The following is a 19294-nucleotide window of genomic DNA, read 5'->3' as shown; positions in this document are numbered from 1 at the left end:
GAGGAAACCAGGGCCTCGCAAGTTGCGCTTGCCGCAACCTGGTGCGTATAGCGCTACTGGACTAGCATGCCTCGCGTATCTCTGGCGCGAGCGAGACGAGGCACCATGGCTCCCCTGCAATACGACTTCGTCATCGTCGGCGGCGGATCAGCCGGCTGTGCACTGGCGAACAGACTCTCCGCCGACCCGGCGAACCGGGTGCTGGTACTGGAGGCCGGCCGGCCCGACTACCCGTGGGACGTCTTCATCCACATGCCCGCGGCGCTGACCTACCCGATCGGCAGCCGGTTCTACGACTGGAAGTACGAGTCCGAGCCCGAACCCCACATGGGCGGCAGGCGTGTCTACCACGCGCGAGGCAAGGTGCTGGGCGGCTCCAGCAGCATCAACGGCATGATCTTCCAGCGCGGCAACCCCCTGGACTACGAGCGCTGGGCCGCCGACCCCGGCATGGAGAGCTGGGACTACGCGCACTGTCTGCCGTACTTCCGGCGCATGGAGAACTGCCTCGCGGCCGACCCGGACGACGAGTTCCGCGGTCATGACGGCCCCCTCGTCCTCGAACGCGGCCCCGCCACCAACCCGTTGTTCGGCGCCTTCCTCAAGGCCACCGAGGAAGCGGGCTACGCGCCCACGGGCGACGTCAACGGCTACCGCCAGGAAGGTTTCGCCAAGTTCGACCGAAACGTCCACCGCGGGCGCCGCCTGTCGGCCTCGAAGGCGTACCTCAAGCCCGTGCGGAAGCGGCCCAACCTCACGGTCACCACCCGCGCCCTCGTCACCCGCGTGCTCTTCGAGGGCAAGCGGGCCGTGGGCGTCGAGTACCGGCGCGGCCGCGGCGCACTCCAGCAGGTCCGTGCCGGGGAAGTCATCCTGTGCGGCGGCGCCATCAACTCCCCGCAGCTGCTGCAGCTCTCCGGCGTCGGCAACGCCGGGGAACTGAGCGCCCTCGGCATCGACGTGGTCCACGACCTCCCGGGCGTCGGCGAGAACATGCAGGACCACCTGGAGGTCTACGTCCAGTACGGCTGCAAGCAGCCGGTCTCCATGCAGCCGTACATGGCGAAGTGGCGCGCCCCCTTCATCGGACTGCAGTGGCTCTTCCGCAAGGGACCGGCCGCCACCAACCACTTCGAGGCGGGCGGCTTCGCCCGCAGCAACGAGGACGTGGACTACCCCAACCTGATGTTCCACTTCCTGCCGATCGCGGTCCGCTACGACGGCTCCTCGCCCTCCGGCGGCCACGGCTACCAGGTCCACGTGGGCCCCATGTACTCCGACGCCGTCGGCTCCGTGAAGATCAAGAGCAAGGACCCGCGCGAACACCCGGCCCTGCGCTTCAACTACCTCTCCACCGAACAGGACCGCCGTGAGTGGGTCGAGGCGATCCGCGTCGCCCGCAAGCTGCTCAACCAGCCCGCGCTCGCCCCCTACAACGACGGCGAGATCTCGCCCGGGCCGTCCGTGGAGACGGACGAGGAGATCCTCGCCTGGGTCGCGAAGGAGGGTGAGACCGCCCTGCACCCGTCCTGCACCTGCAAGATGGGCACCGACGACATGGCCGTGGTCGACCCGGCCAGCATGCGCGTCCACGGGCTGGAGGGCCTGCGCGTCGTGGACGCCTCGGTGATGCCGTACGTCACCAACGGCAACATCTACGCACCGGTGATGATGATCGCCGAGAAGGCCGCCGACCTGATCCTCGGCAAGGAACCCCTGGCGCCGTCGAAGGCCGCGTACTACCGCCACCGTGACGCCCAGAAGCAGGCGGACTAGGCGTTGGGCACGGCAGGGCTCCGGGCGCTGCTGGACAGTGTCCGTTACGAGGTGCTGCCCGCGAAGGCCACCGAGGACAAGGTTCTCGCCCATGTCCCGCGCGACGTCGTCGTCACTGTGACGGCGTCACCGGTCAAGGGTCTGGAGCCGACCCTCGACCTCACCGCCAGGCTCTCCGCCCACGGCTACCGCGTCGTCCCGCACGTGCCCGCACGGCTGCTGCGGGACGACGCGCACCTGAAGGAGGTCGCGGTCCGGCTGCGCGAGGCGGGCGTGGACGACGTCTTCGTGCCGGCGGGCGACGCGGACCCGCCGGCCGGGGCCTTCGGCGGGGCGCTCCCGGTGCTGCGCGGGCTGAGTGAGCTGGGCAGGCCCTTCGCCCACGTCGGCGTCACCGGCTATCCCGAGAGCCATCCGCTCATCCACGACGACGTCACCATCCAGGCGATGTGGGACAAGCGCGAGCACGCCACGTACATCGTGAGCAACCTCTGCTTCGACCCGCGCGTGCTGGGGGAGTGGATCGCCCGGATACGGAGCCGGGACGTCGTCCTGCCTGTTCACGTGGGCGTGGCGGGGCCTGTCCAGCGGGCGAAGCTGCTGTCCATGGCGGCGAAGATCGGCGTGGGGGAGTCGACGCGTTTCCTGACGAGGCACGCGTCGTGGTTCCTGCGGTTCGCGGCGCCCGGCGGCTACTCGCCCGAGAGGCTGCTGGCGCGCGGCGCGGGGGCGCTCAGCGCGCCGTCGGCGAAGGTGGCGGGTCTGCACCTGTTCACGTTCAACCAGATCGCCGAGACGGAGCGGTGGCGCCGCGCTGTGCTGGAGCGGTTGGGGGGCTGAGTCTCGGGTGCGCGTCTGAAGGACTCGGTCCTCAAACGGCGGACGGGCTGAAAATGAAGCGCCGGACCGGCTGAAAGCCCGTCCGGCGTTCGTATACAGACATGCACTCCTCAGCGGAAGACCACCGTCCGGTTGCCGTCCACCATCACGCGGCTCTCGCTGTGCCACTTCACCGCGTGCGCGAGTACCTGGGCCTCCACGTCCCGGCCGACGGTGACCAGCTCGCCGGGGCCGAGGGAGTGGTCCACCCGGACCACGTCCTGCTCGATGATCTGTCCCTCGTCCAGGTCCGGGGTGACGTAGTGCGCCGTCGCGCCGACGAGCTTCACTCCGCGGTCGTAGGCCTGCTCGTAGGGACGTGCGCCCTTGAAGCTGGGAAGGAAGGAGTGGTGGATGTTGATGGCGCGGCCCTCCAGCTGCTTGCACAGGTCGTCGGAGAGGATCTGCATGTAGCGGGCCAGCACCACCAGGTCGACGTCGAGTTCGTGCACGAGCTCCAGCAGCCGTGCCTCGGCCTCGGGCTTGGTCTGACTGGTCACGGGGATGTGATGGAAGGGGATGCCGTAGGTCTCGGCCAGCCCCTCGAAGTCCCGGTGGTTGGAGACGATCGCGGGGATCTCGATGTTGAGGGCGCCGGTGCGCCGGCGGAAGAGCAGGTCGTTCAGGCAGTGGCCGAACCGGGACACCATGATGAGGGTCCGGGTCGGGGTCGACGCGTCCCTCAGGGTCCAGGAGATGCCGTAGGCCTGGGCGACGGGACCGAACCGGTAACGCAGATTTTCCAGATCGGCGTCCGGGTCGGAAACGTCGAAGTGGACCCGCATGAAGAAACGGCCCTGCAGTCGGTCGTCGAACTGCTGGCTCTCCAGGATGTTGCCGGAGTTCCTGACGAGGAAGCCGCTCACGGCGTGGACCAGTCCGGCGCTGTCGGGACAGGAGAGCGTGAGGACGAACTCAGGGCCGGGTTGCGGGCGAGGGGACTTAGGGGACACGGCTGCCTCCGTTGGTGCGCATTGCACAACATGGTGAGCGATACGCAACATGGTTGACTGGGTGCGGCGTGCGGTCAAGGGTGGCCGGGCAGGTGTCCGCATAGTCAAATCGTCACCGGTCAACCCCTTGACGTCCGTCAGGACATTCGCAAAGGTGTTCCACCACAAGCAATTGGGTGCACGATGCGCAACGAATTTCGGTTGAAGGGCTCGGCGCGTGGCAGATCTGTATGTGGATGGCGCATGGCGCGATCCGGTGGCCGGTGGACACCGGGAGATCCGCTGTCCCGCTGACGGCACGCTCTCCGCGACCGTATCGGAAGGGACGCGCCCCGACGCGGAGGCGGCGATCGCCGCGGCCCGCCGCGCCTTCGACGAGGGGCCCTGGCCGCGCACCCCCGAGCGGGAGCGTGGCGAGCTGCTGCTGCGCACCGCCGGCATCCTCGAGCGCGACGCCAAGGCGTTCGCCCGCGCCGAGTCGCTGGACACCGGCAAGCGGCTGGTGGAGAGCGAGTACGACATCGCCGACGTCGTCTCGTGCTTCCGCCACTACGGCGGACTCGGCGGCACCGACGCCGGCCGTGTGATCGACACCGGACGCGACGACGCCGTCAGCCGCGTCGAGTACGAACCGATCGGTGTGTGCGGACTGATCACCCCCTGGAACTATCCGCTGCTCCAGGCGTCCTGGAAGGTCGCCCCCGCCCTCCTCGCGGGCAACACGATCGTCCTCAAGCCCAGTGAGCTCACCCCCTCCACCTCCATCCTGCTGATGAAGGCGCTTCAGGAGGCCGGACTCCCGGCCGGCGCGGCCAATCTCGTCCTGGGTACCGGGCCCGAGGTGGGCGCACCGCTCTCCGAGGACCCGGCCGTCGACATGGTCTCCTTCACCGGAGGCCTGGACACCGGCAGACGCATCATGGCCACCGCCGCCGCGACCGTGAAGAAGGTCGCGCTGGAGCTCGGCGGCAAGAACCCCAACGTCGTCTTCGCCGACGCCGACTTCGAAACGGCCGTGGACTTCGCCCTCACGGCCGTCTTCCTGCACTCCGGACAGGTCTGCTCGGCCGGCGCCCGGCTGATCGTCGAGGACTCGCTGCACGACGCCTTCGTCGACGAGGTCGTCCGCCGGGCCCGGCAGATCCGCCTCGGCGGCCCCTTCGACCCCGAGGCCGAGACCGGAGCGCTGATCTCCGCCGCTCACCTGGCCAAGGTCGAGGCGTACGTCGCGGCCGGCCTCGCCGAAGGCGCCGTACTGCGCTGCGGCGGCGAACGCCCCTCCGATCCGGCACTTGCGAACGGCCACTACTACCCGCCCACCGTGCTCGACGAGTGCCGGCAGGACATGCGCGTGGTGCACGAGGAGTCCTTCGGGCCCGTGCTCACCGTGGAGCGCTTCACCGACGAGGACGACGCCGTACGCATCGCCAACGACACCGAGTACGGACTCGCCGGAGCCGTGTGGACGCAGGACGCCGGCAAGGCCCAGCGGGTCGCCCGGCGGCTGCGCCACGGCACGGTGTGGATCAACGACTACCACCCCTACGTGCCGCAAGCGGAATGGGGTGGCTTCGGGCACTCGGGGGTGGGCCGGGAGCTGGGACCGACCGGCCTGGCAGAGTACCGAGAGCCCAAGCACATCTGGCAGAACATCCAACCCCGGCCGCAGCACTGGTTCCGCGGCTGAATGCCGAAGAGAGGTCGAACGTGACCCCAACGCAGACCGAGGTGCCCCAGCGGCGCGGCACACCCCAGGACTCGGACGGCACGCCGGTCATATCCGTGCGCGAGCTGTGGAAGGTGTTCGGGCCGAAGGCCGAGCGAGTCCCGGGATCCGAGGAGCTGCGCGCCCTCACGCGCCGTGAGCTGATGGACCGCACGGGATGCACCGCCGCCGTGCGCGACGTGCACTTCGACGTCTCGCCCGGCGAGGTCTTCGTGGTCATGGGCCTGTCCGGTTCCGGCAAGTCCACGCTGGTGCGATGTCTGACCCGGCTGATCGAACCGACCGCGGGTGAGATCGTCTTCGAGGGCGAGGACATCCGCGACGCGGACGCGGGACGCCTGCGTGAACTGCGGCGCAACAAGTTCTCCATGGTCTTCCAGCACTTCGGTCTGCTGCCCCACCGCCGCGTCGTGGACAACGTGGCGTTCGGTCTGGAGATCCGGGGGATGAGCAGGTCGGAGCGCACCAGACGGGCCCAGGAGGTCGTCGAGCTGGTCGGCCTCGCGGGCTACGAGAACTCCTACCCCGACCAGCTCTCCGGCGGAATGCAGCAGCGCGTCGGCCTTGCCCGGGCGCTGGCCGGCGATCCGGACGTGCTGTTCTTCGACGAGCCGTTCTCGGCGCTCGACCCGCTCATCCGCCGTGACATGCAGAACGAGGTCATCCGGCTGCACCGCGAGGTCGGCAAGACCATGGTGTTCATCACCCACGACCTCTCCGAGGCGCTCAAGCTGGGCGACCGCATCCTCATCATGCGCGACGGCAAGATGGTCCAGTGCGGCACCGGCGACGAACTCGTGGGCGCCCCGGCGGACGACTACGTGCGCGAGTTCGTCAAGGACGTGCCGCGCGGTGACGTGCTGACCCTGCGGTGGATCATGCGCCCCGCCGAGCCCGACGACGCCCTGGACGGTCCCGAGCTCGGCCCGGACGTCGTGGTCAAGGAGGCGACCAGGGCGGTACTGGCGGCCGACAAGCCGGTCAAGGTCGTCGAGAACGGCAAGCTGCTCGGCATCGTCGGCGACGAGGAGATCCTCGCGGTGGTAGCCGGGCAGGAAGGCGACCTGTGATGACCGTCGCCGTGGAGAAGCCGGAGCAGCCACAGCAACCACAGCAGGCGGACAAGGCGCCCCAGGCCCCGCCCCCCGCCCCGGAGCGCAGATTCGGCCGCCGCATGGTGGTCGCAGCGGTCCTTCTCGCCTGGCTGGTGCTGTTCGCCCTGCTGCGCGGAAAGCAGACCCTGGCCCTGGCGGCGGCCGACCTGACCGATCTGCACCGGTGGTTCAACGACCTCAACGACTCGATCGGCGCCAACCGCAACTCCAACCCGCTCTTCCTCTACTTCTTCAACGAGATCCGCCTGGTCATCGACAACCTGGTGACCTTCGTCCAGGAGCTGATCTCCCAGCCGTCCGCCGACCGCCCCGTCCCGCAGATCGGCTGGCTCGGTGTCGTCGGTATCGCCGGCTATGTCTCCTGGGCCGTGGGCAATTGGAGGGTCGCGCTGCTCGCGGTCGCCGGCTTCACCTTCATGGGGCTGCAGGGCCTGTGGCAGGAGAGCATGGACACCCTGGCCCTCATCGTGTGCGCCGTGTTCGTGGCGCTGCTGTTCGCCATTCCGCTGGGCGTCTGGGCGGGCCTGTCCGACCGGTTCAACCGTGTCGTGACGCCCTTCCTGGACTTCATGCAGACGATGCCGACCTTCGTCTATCTGGCCCCGCTCACGCTGTTCTTCCTCATCGGCGGAGCCTCCGCCACGATCGCCACCGTGATCTACGCGGCCCCGCCGGCGATCCGCATCACCGCGCACGCCATCCGTACGGTGCCCGCGACCACGGTCGAGGCGGCCGACTCGCTGGGTGCGACCCGGCGGCAGGCCCTGCTGAAGGTCCTGCTGCCGATGTCCAAGCGGACCGTGGTGATGGGCGTCAACCAGACGATCATGGCCGCCCTCGCCATGGTGACCATCGCGGCCCTGATCGACGCACCCGGACTCGGCAAGACCGTCGTGCAGGCGCTGCAGTCGCTCGACGTCGGCACGGCCTTCAACGCGGGCCTGTCCATCGTCGTCATGGCGATCGTCCTCGACCGGGTCACGACCGCGGCCAGCGCACGCGAGGAGGAGGCGCGGCGTTCGAAGAACCGCTTCCTCGCCTGGCGGAAGCCGCTGCTGGGCGCGGGCGCGGTGGTCACGGCGGTCCTGGTCTACATGTCGCACACCTACGTGTGGGCGGCGGAGTTCCCCGGCGAGGGCGGCATGGGAAGCTCCATCGCGAGCGCGGCCGACACCGCGACGACCTGGGTGCAGGACAACCTCTCCGGCCTCACCAACGCCGTCCGCGACACCCTCACCAACGGCCTGCTCAACCCCTTCCAGTCGCTGCTCACCGACTCCCCGTGGTGGCTCGTCGGCGCGGTGCTGGTCACGCTCGGCGCGGTGCTCGGAGGCTGGCGCGCCGGGGTCACCGCCGCCGTGTGCGTGGGCCTGCTGGTCGGCACCGGAGTGTGGTCGGACAGCATGACGACGCTGGCGTCGACCGTCGTCGCCACGGTGCTCGTGATGCTGCTCGGCGTCGTCTTCGGCGTGTGGATGGGGCGCAGCGCGCTCGTGGACCGGGTGGTGCGGCCCACCCTGGACGCGGCGCAGGTCATGCCGCCGTTCGTCTACCTGGTGCCGTTCCTCGCGCTGTTCGGCGCGACCCGCTTCACGGCGATCGTCGCCGCCATCGTCTACGCGGCTCCCGTCGCCATGAAGATCATCGCGGACGGGGTGCGGAACGTGCCCGCGGCGACCGTGGAGGCGGCGACCTCCGCCGGGTGCAACACCTGGCAGATCATCACCAAGGTCCAGCTGCCGATGGCACGCGGCGCCCTGACTCTCGCGACCAATCAGGGCCTGATCTACGTGCTGTCGATGGTTGTGGTGGGCGGCCTGGTAGGCGCGGGCGCCCTCGGCTACGACGTCGTGGCCGGTTTCTCGCAGGGACAGCTGTTCGGGAAGGGGCTTGCCGCCGGGCTCGCTATCGTCCTTCTCGGAGTCATGTTCGACAGGATCACTCAGGCAGCGGCGCGGCGTACCAGCGCGTAAGGAGCTAACTGACCATGGCAAGGCAAGCAAGACACTGGAGAGTCGGCGCGGCCGGCGTAGCGGTCCTCGGCCTCACCCTCACCGGCTGCAGCGGCGCGAAGGTCGGTGACAGTTCCTCGGACTCCGGCAGTTCCGGCGGCTCCGCCAAGTGCGGCACCTTCAACCTCGCGGTCAACCCGTGGGTGGGCTACGAGGCGAACGCGGCCGTCATCGCCTACGTCGCGGAGAACGACCTCGGCTGCAAGGTCACCAAGAAAGACCTGAAAGAGGAGATCGCCTGGCAGGGCTTCGGGACGGGCGAGGTCGACGCCGTCGTCGAGAACTGGGGTCACGACGACCTGAAGAAGAAGTACATCACCGACCAGAAGACCGCCGTCGACGCCGGGCCGACCGGCAACGAAGGACTCATCGGCTGGTACGTGCCGCCGTGGCTGGCCAAGGAACACCCGGACATCCTCGACTGGAAGAACCTCAACAAGTACGCGGCCGAGTTCAAGACCTCCGAGTCCGGCGGCAAGGGCCAGCTCCTCGACGGCGACCCGTCGTTCGTCACCAACGACGAGGCTCTGGTGAAGAACCTGAAGCTGGACTACAAGGTGGTGTACGCGGGCAGCGAGACCGCCCTCATCCAGGCCTTCCGCAAGGCGGAGAAGGACAAGGAATGGGTGATCGGCTACTTCTACGAGCCGCAGTGGTTCATGTCCGAGGTACCGCTGAAGAAGGTCAAGCTGCCCGAGTACAAGGAGGGCTGCGACGCCGACGCGGAGAAGGTCAACTGCGACTACCCGGTGTACAAGCTGGACAAGATCGTCAGCGCGAAGTTCGCCAAGTCGGGCAGCCCGGCCTATGACCTGGTGAAGAACTTCACCTGGACCAACGACGACCAGAACGTCGTGGCGAAGTACATCGCGGTGGACAAGATGACCCCCGAGGCGGCGGCGAAGAAGTGGGTCGAGGCCAACCGCGCCAAGGTGGACGCCTGGATCAAGTAACCCGGCGGGCCGCGCTCCGCGAGCCGGATGCGGTGGCCGGCAGTCGGCCACCGTGAGCGGGTAGCTGCCAACCGGAGCCGGAGCCGGAGCCGGAGCCGGAGCCGGAGCCGGAGCGGCAAGCCCGGGACCGGTACCGGAGGCAGGGGCTGGAGGCCCCGCCTCCCGTAGCCGGGGGGCCGTGGCCAGTCGGAACGTGCCCGGTGGGCGGTGCGCACACATGCGCACCGCCCACCGGGCTTCGCCGTGTTCGGGCCTGTTCTGCGCGCGTGTCCGGGCCCGCCTTCCGGCCCGCCTCGGCCGGTTTTCCGACCCGCGTTCGAGCTTGTCCTCCGGCCTGTTCCCCGGTGTCACGGACCCCTTGACACCCACCTGCGCGCCAGGCACATTGAGTTGCGCAACCTGAATCATGTTGCGTAGACAGCAACTGAACCGGCGGGGCTGGTTTTTCAAACCGGAGGTGCGGCGATGGCGGGACCCCGAGTGGTCATCATCGGAGCGGGCGTCGTTGGCGCGGCACTCGCGGACGAGATCTCCGCGCGAGGCTGGACCGAGGTGACCGTGGTCGACCAGGGCCCGCTGCCCGCCACCGGGGGTTCCAGCTCGCACGCCCCGGGCCTGGTCTTCCAGACGAACTCCTCCAAGACCATGACCGAGCTGGCCCGCTACACCGTCGAGAAGTTCTGCTCCCTGGACGTCGACGGCAAGCCCTGCTTCCTGCAGGTCGGCGGCCTCGAAGTGGCGACCACCCCCGAGCGCCTCGCGGAGCTGCACCGCCGCCACGGCTGGATCACCGCCTGGGGCATCGAGGCCCGCCTGCTCAGCGCCGACGAATGCGTCGAGCAGCACCCGCTGGTGAACCGCGACAGAGTCCTCGGCGGCCTCCTCGTACCGACGGACGGGCTCGCCAAGGCAGTCCTCGCCGTCGAGGCACAGATCCGCCGGGCCACCGAGCGCGGCGTCCGCTTCCTCGCCCGCCACGAAGTCCTCGACGTGCTCCAGAGCGAGGGCGAGGTCACCGGCGTCCTCACCGACCAGGGCGAGATCCCCGCCGACATCGTCGTGTGCTGCGCCGGCATCTGGGGCCCGAAGATCGCCCGCATGGTGGGGATGAACCTCCCGCTCACCCCGCTCGCCCACCAGCTCGCCTGGACCGGCCCCGTCCCGGCCCTGGCCGGCCAGACGCGTGAGGCGGTCCGCCCGATCCTGCGCCACCAGGACGCCGACCTCTACTACCGTGACCGCTTCGACGGCATCGGCATCGGCTACTACGGCCACCGCCCGATGCCCATCACGGCCGACGACATCCTCTCCGTCGACGAGGCCGAGACGATGCCGTCGGTCCTGCAGTTCACCGAGGACGACTTCGCGGACGCCTGGACCGAGACCCAGTCCCTGCTCCCCGCGACCAAGGAGGCGAAGGTCGAGGAGGGCATCAACGGCCTGTTCTCCTTCACCACCGACAACTTCCCGCTCCTCGGCGAGTCCCCGGACGTCAAGGGCTTCTGGGTCGCCGAGGCCGTCTGGGTCACCCACTCCGCCGGCGTCGGCCGGGCCATGGCCGAATGGCTGGTCGACGGCCACTGCTCGTCCTTCGACCTGCACGAGTGCGACGTCAACCGCTTCGAGACGCACCAGCTGTCCCCGGAGTACGTCCTGGCCCGCGACTGCCAGAACTTCGTCGAGGTCTACGACATCCTCCACCCCCTCCAGCCGTCCGGGAAGCCGCGCCCGATCCGCACGAGCCCCTTCCACGTCCGCCAGCAGGAGCAGGGCGCCTTCTTCCTGGAGGCGAACGGCTGGGAGCGCCCGCAGTGGTACGAGGCCAACGCGGGCCTGGTCGACGGCCGCTCCATCCCCACCCCGAACGACTGGGCCGCGCGGTACTGGTCGCCCATCGTCGGCGCCGAGGCCCAGGTCACCCGCGAGACCGTCGCGATGTACGACATGACGGCCCTCAAGCGCCTGGAGGTGACCGGCCCCGGCGCGGCGGCCTTCCTGGAGCGCCTGTGCACCGGCAAGGTCGCCAAGTCCGTCGGCTCCGTGACGTACACCCTCCTGCTGGACCACGACGGCGGCATCCGCAGCGACATCACCGTCGCCCGCCTGGCCCGCGACCAGTTCCAGGTCGGCGCCAACGGCAACCTCGACCTCGACTGGTTCACCCGCCACCTCCCCGCCGACGGTACGGTCCAGGTGCGCGACATCACCCCCGGCACGTGCTGCGTCGGCCTGTGGGGCCCGCTCGCCCGCAAGGTCCTCCAGCCCCTCACCGACGAGGACTTCTCGAACGACGGCCTGAAGTATTTCCGAGCCAAGCGCGCCTACATCGGCTCCGTCCCCGTCACGGCCATGCGCCTGTCGTACGTCGGCGAGCTCGGCTGGGAGCTCTACACCACCGCCGACCAGGGCCTGAAGCTCTGGGACACCCTGTGGCAGGCGGCCAGGCCCCTCGGCGGGATCATCGCTGGCCGCGGCGCCTTCAACAGCCTCCGCCTGGAGAAGGGCTACCGCTCCTTCGGCACCGACATGACCTACGAGCACGACCCCTACGAGGCCGGAGTCGGCTTCGCCGTCAAGCTCGACAAGGAGGACTTCGTCGGCAAGGCGGCGCTGGAGCGCCGCAAGGACGACGTACGGCGCAAGCTGACCTGCCTCACCATCGACGAACCCCAGTCGGTCGTCATGGGCAAGGAACCGGTGTACGACGGCGACCGCGCGGTCGGCTACGTCACCAGCGCCGCCCACGGCTACACCATCGGCAGGGGCATCGCCTACGCCTGGCTCCCGGCGGAACTCACCACCCCCGGCACCACCGTCCACATCGGTTACTTCGACCAGCGCGTCGAAGCGGTCGTCACCGAGGAGCCCCTGTTCGACCCGACGATGTCCCGTCTCCGTGGCTGACCGGGAGCGGACGATGACCGCGCAGACACTGGACGGCAGGGCGACCGCCGCCGACATCCGCCGTGAACTCACCGAGCGCGTCGCCAAGTTGACCGCCGCCAACGGCCGCCCTCCGGGACTCGGCACGGTCCTCGTCGGCGACGACCCCGGCAGTCACGCCTACGTCGCCGGCAAGCACCGCGACTGCGCACAGGTGGGCATCGCCTCCATCCGCCGGGACCTGCCCGCCGACGCCTCGCGGCAGCAGGTCGAGGACGTCATCGACGAACTCAACGCCGATCCGGCGTGCACCGGTTACATCGTCCAGCTCCCGCTCCCGCGCCACCTGGACGCGGGCGCCGTACTGGAACGCGTGGACCCGGTCAAGGACGCCGACGGTCTGCACCCCGTCAACCTCGGCCGGCTCGTCCTCGGCGAGGAGGCCCCGCTGCCGTGCACCCCGCGCGGCATCGTCGAACTGCTCCGCCGGTACGAGGTGCCCCTCGCGGGCGCGCGCGTGTGCGTCATCGGACGCGGCATCACCGTAGGACGCCCCCTCGGCCTCCTCCTCACCCGCCGCTCCGAGAACGCGACCGTCACCCTCTGCCACACCGGCACCAAGGGCCTGGCCTGGCATGTGCGCGAGGCGGACATCGTCGTCGCCGCCGCGGGCTCGCCCGGGCTGATCACCAAGGACATGCTGCGCCCCGGCGCGGCGGTCCTGGACGTCGGCATCACCCGCACCGACGAGGGCCTGGCCGGCGACGTGCACCCGGAGGCCAGGGCGGTCGCGGGCAGGCTCGCCCCCATGCCCGGCGGCGTGGGCCCCATGACCCGGGCGATGTTGCTGGCCAACGTCGTCGAGGCCGCCGAGAGGAACGCGAACACCGTATGAACGCGCTGAACGGAGACGTCCGATGAGCCCCCGTACCCCCGGCGCCGAACTCCCCGAGCACCCCGACTGGCTGTGGCGCACACCCGAGCCGAAGCGGTCGTACGACGTCGTCATCGTCGGCGGCGGCGGACACGGCCTTGCCACCGCCCACTACCTGGCGAAGAACCACGGCATCACCAACGTGGCCGTGCTGGAGAAGGGCTGGCTCGCGGGCGGCAACATGGCCCGCAACACCACCATCATCCGTTCCAACTACCTGTGGGACGAGAGCGCGGGCATCTACGAGCACGCCCTCAAGCTGTGGGAGGGACTGGCTCAGGAGCTCGACTACCCGATCCTCTTCTCCCAGCGCGGCGTGCTCAACCTTGCCCACAGCCTGCAGGACGTCCGCGACAGCGTGCGCCGTGTCGAGGCGAACCGTCTCAACGGCGTGGACGCCGAATGGCTGGACGCGCGGGCGGTCCAAGAGGTCTGCCCGATCGTCAACATCTCCCCGGACGTGCGCTATCCGGTCCTCGGCGCGACCTACCAACCGCGCGCCGGCATCGCCAAGCACGACCACGTGGCCTGGGGCCTGGCCCGTTCGGCGGACGCCGCCGGAATCGACATCATCCAGAACTGCGAGGTCACCGGCCTGGACGTGGTCGGTGGCCGGGTGGTGGGCGTCCAGACCAGTCTGGGCCCGATCGCGGCGGGCAAGGTGGCGCTGTGCTCGGCCGGCCACACCTCGGTCCTCGCCGCCATGGCGGGCATCCGGCTCCCGCTCCAGAGCCACCCCTTGCAGGCCCTGGTCTCGGAGCTGCTCGAGCCGGTGCACCCGACGGTCGTGATGTCCAACGCCGTCCACGTGTACGTCAGCCAGGCGCACAAGGGCGAGCTGGTGATGGGCGCGGGCATCGACTCGTACAACTCCTACACGCAGCGCGGCGCCTTCCACATCATCGAGGAGCAGATGTCCGCGGCCCTGGAGCTCTTCCCGGTGTTCGCCCGCGCCCACGTGCTGCGGACCTGGGGCGGGATCGTCGACGTGAGCCCCGACGCCTCACCGATCGTCGGGCTCACCCCGGTGGACAGCCTGTACCTCAACTGCGGCTGGGGAACGGGCGGTTTCAAGGCCACGCCCGGCGTCGGCTGGGTCTACGCCCACACCATCGCCCACGACACCCCCCACCCCCTCAACGCCCCCTTCTCGCTCGACCGTTTCACCACCGGCGCGCTCGTCGACGAGCACGGCGCGGCCGCGGTGGCCCACTAGGACCACTGGACCACTTGGGAGCCGAACCATGCTGCTCATCCCCTGCCCGTGGTGCGGGCCCCGCGACGAGGCCGAGTTCCACTACGGCGGCCAGGCCCACGTGCCGTACCCCGAGGACCCGGCGTCCCTCACCGACGAGGAATGGGCCCGGTACGTCTTCTTCCGCGACAACCCGAAGGGCCCCTTCGCCGAGCGCTGGAGCCACGCGGCGGGCTGCCGCCGCTGGTTCAACGCGGTACGGGACACATCGACGAACGAGATCCTGGCGGTGTACCGGGCGGGCGAGGAGCGCCCGGCGACCGCCGAGCCGCGTCCGGCACAACCAGCCCGTCCGGCGTTTGAGGACGAGGCCGTCCAGGCCCAAGCGGGGTCCGGGGCGGCAGCCCCAGTGGGGGTGCAGGGGGCGAAGCCCCCGCGGGGGTCCGGGGGCGCAGCCCCCGGCGGGGTCGAACGGGCGGAGCCCCTTGAGGAGGGGACGGGTGGGGGCGGCGGGGGCGCTGCATCCCTCAGCGGCTCCGCCGCGGGCCAGCCGTTCCGCCACCCCACCCGCGGCCGCATCCACCGTGAAGAACCCCTCACCTTCACCTTCGACGGCACCGAGTACCACGGCTACCGAGGCGACACCCTCGCCTCCGCACTCCTCGCAGGCGGCGTCATCCAGGCAGGCACCAGCATCAAGCTGGGCCGCCCCCGCGGCATCTTCTCTGCGGGCGTCGAGGAACCCAACGCGGTCGTCCAGATCGAGGCCCCGTTCCCCGAGCCGATGCTCCCCGCGACGACGGTCGAGCTCTACGACGGCCTGGTCGCGAGCAGCCTCCCCGGCCAGGGCCGCCTCGCCACCGAACCGGACCCGGCCCGCTACGACGCCGTCCACGCGCACTGCGACCTGCTGGTCGTGGGCGCGGGCCCGGCCGGCCTCGCGGCCGCGGCGGCGGCAGCGGGAAGCGGCGCCCGCGTCATCCTCGCCGACGACCAGCCAGAACCGGGCGGCAGCCTCCTGGGCACGGCCGAACACCTCGACTGGGTGCGGGAGACCGCCGGACAGCTCGCCGCCACTCCCGAGGTACGCGTCCTGCCCCGCACCACCGTCTTCGGCTACTACGACGACAACCACCTCCTCGCCGTCGAGCGCCGCACCAACCACCTCGGCGCCGACGCCCCCAAGAACGTCTCCCGCGAACGCGTCTGGCGCATCCGGGCGCGCCGCGTCGTCCTCGCCACCGGCGCCCACGAGCGCTCGCTGGCCTTCGCGGACAACGACCGCCCCGGAGTGATGCTGGCCGCCTCCGCCCGCACCTACCTCAACCGGCACGGCGTCCTGCCCGGCCGTCACGCGGTCGTCTTCACCACCAACGACAGCGCCTACGCGGCAGCCCTGGACCTCGCCGCGGCGGGCGTGGACGTCACGGCGGTCGTCGACACCCGCCCGGAACCGGGGGAGTGGGCGCAGCGCGCGCGGGCGGCCGGCATCGAGGTCCTGCCCGGCCACGCCGTCACCGGCACGGAAGGCGGCACGGAAGGCGGCACGCGCCTCACCGCGGTGACCGTGGCGCCGTACGGAGAATCCACGGGGCAGCGCCGGTTCGCCGCCGACCTGCTGCTGGTCTCCGGCGGCTGGAACCCGGTGGCGCACCTGTTCAGCCAGGCGGGAGGCAAGCTGCGCCACGACGAGGCGCTGGGCTCCTTCGTCCCCGACACCTGCCGCCAGGCGGTCGAGGTCGTGGGCAGCGCGAACGGCGCCCTGGACCTGGCCGCGGTGCTGGCACAGGGCGCCGCCGCGGGTGCCCGCGCCATCGAGGCCGAGGGCTACACCCCCGAGCGACCCCGCCTCCCGCAGGTGGCCGCACAGCCGCAGCCCGCGCCCCCCATGCACGTGTACGTCGTCCCCGGCGCCTCGGGCGCCCCCCGTTTCGTCGACCTCCAACGGGACGTCACCGTCGAGGACCTGGCCCGCGCGACCGGTGCCGGCATGCGCTCGGTCGAGCACACCAAGCGCTACACCACGGCCGGCACCGCCAACGACCAGGGCAAGACCTCCGGCGTCCTGGCCGGCGGTGTCGTCGCCGAACTGCTCGGGGTGGACATCTCCACGCTCGGCACCACCACGTTCCGCCCGCCCTACACGCCGGTCTCCTTCGCCACGCTCGCGGGCCGCGACCGGGGCGCCCTGCACGACCCGATCCGTACCACCGCCCTGCACGAGTGGCATGCCGCGCACGGCGCCCTGTTCGAGAACGTCGGCCAGTGGAAGCGGCCCTGGTACTACCCCCAGGACGGCGAGGACATGGAAGCCGCCGTGCTCCGCGAGTGCGCCGCCGCCCGCGACGGCGTCGCCTTCATGGACGCCTCCACCCTCGGCAAGATCGACGTACAGGGCCCGGACGCCGCCGTCTTCCTCGACCGGCTCTACACCAACATGATGAGCACCCTGAAGGTCGGCATGATCCGCTACGGCGTCATGTGCCGCCTGGACGGCATGGTCTTCGACGACGGTACGGTCATCCGCCTCGCCCAGGACCGCTTCCTGGTCACCACCACGACGGGCAACGCCGCCGCCGTGCTCGACTGGATGGAGGAGTGGCTGCAGACCGAGTGGCCCGACCTGCGCGTCCACTGCACCTCGGTGACCGAGCAGTGGGCCACCGTCGCTCTGGTCGGCCCGCGTTCCCGCGAGGTCCTCGGCGCACTCGCGCCTCACCTGGCCGTGGCCAACGACGACTTCCCGTTCATGGCCTGGCGTGAGACCACCGTCGCGGGCATCGACGCGCGCGTCTGCCGGATCAGCTTCTCCGGCGAACTGGCCTACGAGATCAACGTCTCCCCGTGGCAGGCCCTCGCCCTGTGGGAGGCGCTCTACGAGGCCGGCGCCCCGTACGGCATCACCCCGTACGGCACCGAGACCATGCACGTCCTGCGCGCCGAGAAGGGCTACCCGATCATCGGCCAGGACACCGACGGCACGGTCACGCCCCAGGACCTCGGCATGAGCTGGGCGGTGTCGAAGAAGAAGCCCGACTTCATCGGCAAGCGCTCCCACGCCCGCGCCGACACCGTCCGCCCCGACCGCAAGCACCTGGTGGGCCTGCTCCCGGACGATCCCGGAACCTTCCTCCCAGAGGGCACCCACCTGGTCGCCGACAGCGTGCTGCCCGCGCCGCCCGTCCCCATGCTCGGCCACGTCACCTCCAGCTACCGCAGCGCCGCCCTCGGCCGGACCTTCGCGCTCGCCCTGATCAAGGGCGGCCGGGACCGTGTCGGGACACGCCTCTACGCACCCGTGGGCGACCGGCTGGTCCCGGTGACCGTCGCGAGCCCCGTCCTCTACGACCCCGAGGGAGCCCGCCGCGATGGCTGACACCGCCCTGACCGCCCCGCTCCGCAGCCCCCTGTCCCATGTCGCGGACAGACTGGCCGCCGCGACCCGCACGTCCGCGGGCGTGGTCCGGCTGGCCGAACTGGCCTTCCTGACCCAGCTCGACGTGCGTCTCGACCCCAAGGGCGCGGCGGCGGACGCCGTCGGGCTCGCGCTGGACCTCCACCTGCCCCTCGAACCCAACACCGTCGTACGGGCGGGCGACCTGACCGCGCTGTGGCTCGGCCCGGACGAATGGCTGCTGGTGGGCCCGCCGGGCCGCGGGCGTGACCTGGAGGGCCGGATCCGTCAGGCCGCGGGAGACGAGCCCGTCTCCGTCACCGACGTCTCCGCCCAGCGCACCACGCTCCTCGTCGCGGGCCCGCGCGCCCGCGACCTGCTGGCCCACGGCTGCTCGCTGGACCTGCACCAGCGGTCCTTCGGCCCGGGCCGCTGCGCCCAGACGACACTGGGCCGCACACAGGTCGTTCTGGTCGCCCGCGACGAAGCCAGGGCCGGATTCTGGGTACTGGTCCGTTCGTCCTTCGCGGCTTATCTGGCGGACTGGCTGCTCGACGCGGCGGCGGAGTACATCTGAGCGAGTCAGGGGCGAAGGTCCGGTCAAGGGGGGAGCCCGGAGGGGAGCGCGGCGACACCTGGGCAGTTCCGTTTGGATCAGCCGGTCGTTGGTCCGGGTGTGCCGGTTGACTGACGCGCAGTGGGCGCGGATTGAGCCGTTGCTCCCGGACCGCACGCCGAAGCGGGGTGGCCGGTGGCGGGATCACCGGGAGGTGATCGACGCGATCGCGTTCAAGTTCCAGACCGGCACCCAGTGGGTCCACCTGCCGGAGAAGTACGGCAACTGGCGAGGCGTCTACAACCGGCTGCGGATGTGGGCCATCGACGGCACCTGGGAGCGGGTGTTCATCGCGCTGACGGCCCAGGCCGACGCGGACGAGGACCTCAACTGGGCCGTGTCGGTGGACTCCACGATCGTGCGGGCCCACCAGCACGCGGCCGGGGCCCGGAAAAGGGGGCCCCGGCCGCCGAACCCGGCGACCACGCCATCGGCCGCTCCCGCGGCGGACTGACCACAAAGATGCACCTCGCTGCCGATGGCCACTGTCGGCCACTGGCGTTCGTTCTCACCGCAGGCCAGGCCGGCGACGCGCCTGCCTTCGCCGAGGTCATGGCCCGCCTTCGCGTTCCCCGTCGGCGAGGACGGCCCCGCACCAGGCCGGCCCTGGTCCTGGCCGATAGGCGCGGACGGCTGGACCGGTCATGCAGTCCTTGCTCGCCTTCGGTCCGCCAGCGACGCATCCACTTGTGAGCGGTGACGCGGGAGATGCCCATCTCGGCGGCAACGTGGGCGACAGGGCGTCCGGTGCGGACACGTTCGACCAGCAGTCGCCTGCCGTGAACGGTCAGCCGGGCATTACGGTGGGACACGAAGGCCTCCGTGCGGTGAAGATTCGACACCTCCACCACACACGGA

General features: G+C 70.5%; 13 protein-coding genes and 1 pseudogene. 12 read left to right on the top strand and 2 right to left on the bottom strand.

Features of this window, described 5'->3' with window-relative positions; genetic code table 11:
* The first annotated feature begins 105 nt into the window (after positions 1 to 105).
* Both betA and ACZ49J_RS04790 read left to right on the top strand, forming a co-directional pair.
* Positions 106 to 1776, top strand: a complete 1671-nt coding sequence (gene betA, locus ACZ49J_RS04795) for a choline dehydrogenase (protein ID WP_467448691.1) — start codon at positions 106 to 108, stop codon at positions 1774 to 1776.
* 3 nt (positions 1777 to 1779) lie between these two features.
* Positions 1780 to 2616: a methylenetetrahydrofolate reductase gene (locus tag ACZ49J_RS04790; protein ID WP_467448692.1), complete on the top strand. Its 837-nt coding sequence runs from the start codon at positions 1780 to 1782 to the stop codon at positions 2614 to 2616.
* A 110-nt stretch (positions 2617 to 2726) separates the two neighbouring features.
* On the opposite strand, the gene purU is transcribed toward ACZ49J_RS04790, so the two are convergent.
* Positions 2727 to 3608 (bottom strand): formyltetrahydrofolate deformylase, encoded by an 882-nt coding sequence (purU, locus tag ACZ49J_RS04785; RefSeq protein WP_467448693.1) that lies wholly within the window; start codon positions 3606 to 3608, stop codon positions 2727 to 2729.
* Positions 3609 to 3825: 217 nt separating this feature from the next.
* On the opposite strand from purU, the gene ACZ49J_RS04780 reads away from it, so the two are divergent.
* The 10 genes from ACZ49J_RS04780 (at position 3826) to ACZ49J_RS04735 (ending at position 18890) form a co-directional block, all read left to right on the top strand.
* Positions 3826 to 5295, top strand: coding sequence for an aldehyde dehydrogenase family protein (locus tag ACZ49J_RS04780; RefSeq protein ID WP_467448695.1), 1470 nt, complete (start codon positions 3826 to 3828; stop codon positions 5293 to 5295).
* A gap of 20 nt (positions 5296 to 5315) precedes the next feature.
* A complete protein-coding gene (locus ACZ49J_RS04775; RefSeq protein ID WP_467448696.1) occupies positions 5316 to 6404 on the top strand; it encodes a quaternary amine ABC transporter ATP-binding protein in 1089 nt (362 codons plus the stop codon).
* A 461-nt stretch (positions 6405 to 6865) separates the two neighbouring features.
* Complete coding sequence (locus ACZ49J_RS04770; protein ID WP_468348241.1) at positions 6866 to 8422, top strand: ABC transporter permease; 1557 nt, start codon at positions 6866 to 6868, stop codon at positions 8420 to 8422.
* Between the two features lie 14 nt (positions 8423 to 8436).
* Entirely contained in the window at positions 8437 to 9414 is a 978-nt protein-coding gene (locus tag ACZ49J_RS04765; protein WP_467448698.1) for an ABC transporter substrate-binding protein, read from the top strand.
* A gap of 465 nt (positions 9415 to 9879) precedes the next feature.
* Positions 9880 to 12318, top strand: coding sequence for a GcvT family protein (locus ACZ49J_RS04760; protein WP_467448699.1), 2439 nt, complete (start codon positions 9880 to 9882; stop codon positions 12316 to 12318).
* Positions 12319 to 12331: 13 nt separating this feature from the next.
* Positions 12332 to 13192, top strand: coding sequence for a bifunctional methylenetetrahydrofolate dehydrogenase/methenyltetrahydrofolate cyclohydrolase (locus tag ACZ49J_RS04755; protein ID WP_467448700.1), 861 nt, complete (start codon positions 12332 to 12334; stop codon positions 13190 to 13192).
* Positions 13193 to 13214: 22 nt separating this feature from the next.
* On the top strand, positions 13215 to 14447 hold the full coding sequence (locus ACZ49J_RS04750) for a sarcosine oxidase subunit beta family protein (protein ID WP_467448702.1): 1233 nt from the start codon (positions 13215 to 13217) through the stop codon (positions 14445 to 14447).
* 28 nt (positions 14448 to 14475) lie between these two features.
* A complete protein-coding gene (locus ACZ49J_RS04745) occupies positions 14476 to 17802 on the top strand; it encodes a sarcosine oxidase subunit alpha family protein (RefSeq protein WP_467448704.1) in 3327 nt (1108 codons plus the stop codon).
* On the top strand, positions 17795 to 18397 hold the full coding sequence (locus tag ACZ49J_RS04740) for a sarcosine oxidase subunit gamma (protein ID WP_467448706.1): 603 nt from the start codon (positions 17795 to 17797) through the stop codon (positions 18395 to 18397). Before ACZ49J_RS04745 ends, ACZ49J_RS04740 begins: the two co-directional genes overlap by 8 nt.
* Before the next feature lie 97 nt (positions 18398 to 18494).
* Positions 18495 to 18890, top strand: a complete 396-nt coding sequence (locus ACZ49J_RS04735; protein ID WP_467448707.1) for an IS5 family transposase — start codon at positions 18495 to 18497, stop codon at positions 18888 to 18890.
* A gap of 172 nt (positions 18891 to 19062) precedes the next feature.
* Here ACZ49J_RS04735 and ACZ49J_RS04730 read toward each other — a convergent pair.
* A pseudogene (locus ACZ49J_RS04730) lies at positions 19063 to 19248 on the bottom strand (helix-turn-helix domain-containing protein); the annotation flags it as partial.
* Positions 19249 to 19294 lie beyond the last annotated feature (46 nt).

This window comes from Streptomyces sp. NPDC030840 (genome assembly GCF_055572015.1).
Note: the sequence above shows the minus strand (reverse complement) of the source record. Positions and strands in the feature narration are given on the sequence as shown.